Source organism: Psychrobacter immobilis, from assembly GCF_904846225.1.
Classification (GTDB): Bacteria; Pseudomonadota; Gammaproteobacteria; order Pseudomonadales; family Moraxellaceae; genus Psychrobacter; species Psychrobacter immobilis_F.
Genome location: NZ_CAJGZJ010000047.1, coordinates 1 through 1,827, shown reverse-complemented (window position 1 = coordinate 1,827; position 1,827 = coordinate 1). Strand labels below are relative to the sequence as shown.

Annotated in this window: 2 protein-coding genes; both read right to left on the bottom strand. The window is 33.2% G+C overall.

What is annotated here, in order from left to right:
• Positions 1-415 precede the first annotated feature (415 nt).
• On the bottom strand, positions 416-1,291 hold the full coding sequence (locus JMX48_RS13925) for a hypothetical protein (protein ID WP_201538766.1): 876 nt from the start codon (positions 1,289-1,291) through the stop codon (positions 416-418).
• Positions 1,292-1,300: 9 nt separating this feature from the next.
• On the bottom strand, positions 1,301-1,827 hold a 527-nt coding region (locus JMX48_RS13920), incomplete at its 5' end, for a hypothetical protein (RefSeq protein WP_227688049.1).

Here is a 1,827-nt window from a genome sequence, read left to right as displayed (position 1 = left end):
TTTCTTGGTCATGGTAAACTCCTGTGAATATGCTTAGTTTACCAAGTTTATCTCTACGGTTTCTTCAGCATAGCTCACTATATCATAAACTGTTGTTAGGTATTGGCGAAGTTGCTATAGTTAGGTAAGTAAATAATTTGATGATTTAAGGAAGGGTTATGAATTTACTTGGTGGTAATGATTTAAAGGAACAACAGAAGATTAATGAGCTTGAACTTAAAATAAATAGAGAGAAGCAGAAGGTAGATAAGAAGCTGACACGGCAAAAATATTACTAGGGGCTTTTATGATTGAGTTGCTAGAAATAAATAAAATAGAAGGGCTAGCACTGTATACCGCTAATAATTCATAAGAGTCTTTTACTGAACTTGTTAATAATTTGAAACTATCATTACAGTAGATTAAATAAAATTTATTAGTTTTTTTCAGCAGAATTAGCTATTTTTATACTCGTTTGTAAAAACTCTGAATAAGTAAAACCTTCTGAGCTAATAGAAAAGAGTCTTTTGTTGACAGCAAAATCTATATTATAAATCTCCTTATTATCAGCGCCTTTTAAGCTTTGTAGAGTAGCTGGATGACCTGCTAAATAAAAATTTATTGACTCTGTATAAACATTAAGAGAGTAATTATTTTCAGGCGTTAAATACATTTCATTTATCTCAAATCTTTTCCCACTATTACTTTCATAGGATCTAAAAATGGAATTGAACTTACCTTCATTGAAAGCGCCTGAATAGTCAGCTCCTACAAGGTTAAATCCATTGCCAAGTAAAACGCCTATATCAGTAGGAGTAAAGTTTAGTTTTTTTAATATGTTTTCTAGGCCACCATTTTTTTTCAGAGCATCTTTAAAGTCATTCGTCCTAGCAAATTCATTGGTAATTTTTCCACCACTATAACTACCATATCTATTTAAATTATCGTAATCTTGCATTAAATTATCAATTTCAAATGGCGGTAGACCACTTTCTGCTACTCCTAAATATTTAATATCATTACCCATGCTATTAAGAGATTGAACTAACTTTTCAGCATCAATGCTATCAATAGGCATAGCTTTTGACGAATCCTTAGTTGCTAAACTAGCATTGGGCTTTAGAGTTTCATTTTGTAGTGCTGAACCAGGTTTTTCAGAATCATTTAACTTACTGGCTTTAATATTTCTATTTTCGACGTTATGTACTGTCTCAGTAGATTTGATAGCATTGCTAGGTTTAAAATACAGAAGGATTGTGCCTACTAAGACCAGAATTAAAACTACACTCCCAAATAGTAATATTTTTTTCATAAGTAAAACTTATATATATGCGACATCAAAGCATTCACGAGAAAAAGTACTATACGTAGCATCAATTCCAGAGTTTAATCTTTCTCTATGTGAGCCTGTAACAGAATAGTAAGGTCCTGTTTGTGGATATGGAAGAAGTGCTGGTTGAGCTCTCCCCGCATAAACTCTCCAAGAATTTGTATAACCGCTTCCAGAAGCCAATCTAGTTACTTTAGATGACCGTGCGTCCTTCTGATCTGAAACAACATAAGCTAAATGATAGTAAGGTCTTAAATCAAAATTTGTTGCATCTGTAGAATTCGTTAAATATTTTGCAAAACCTGTTCTATCATAAGTAAATGACTCATTGTACCAACCTGAGCCTGTGGGGGTAAGTTGCGATTTTGGAAAAGGAGCCCAACAATTGGCACGACTAATTGTTGCGCCAGGATAATTTGCTGCAACTGAGATACTTGCTAAACTATAGTCAATCCAGAATAAAAGAGATACAACCCATATCATGAAACAGTTTAGGTAGATTATTCTCCATCCACCCT

What these genes read in the sequence shown, in the direction of transcription:
- JMX48_RS13925 (WP_201538766.1), bottom strand. Translation starts at nt 1,291, where the DNA reads ATGAAAAAAATATTACTATTTGGGAGTGTAGTTTTAATTCTGGTCTTA.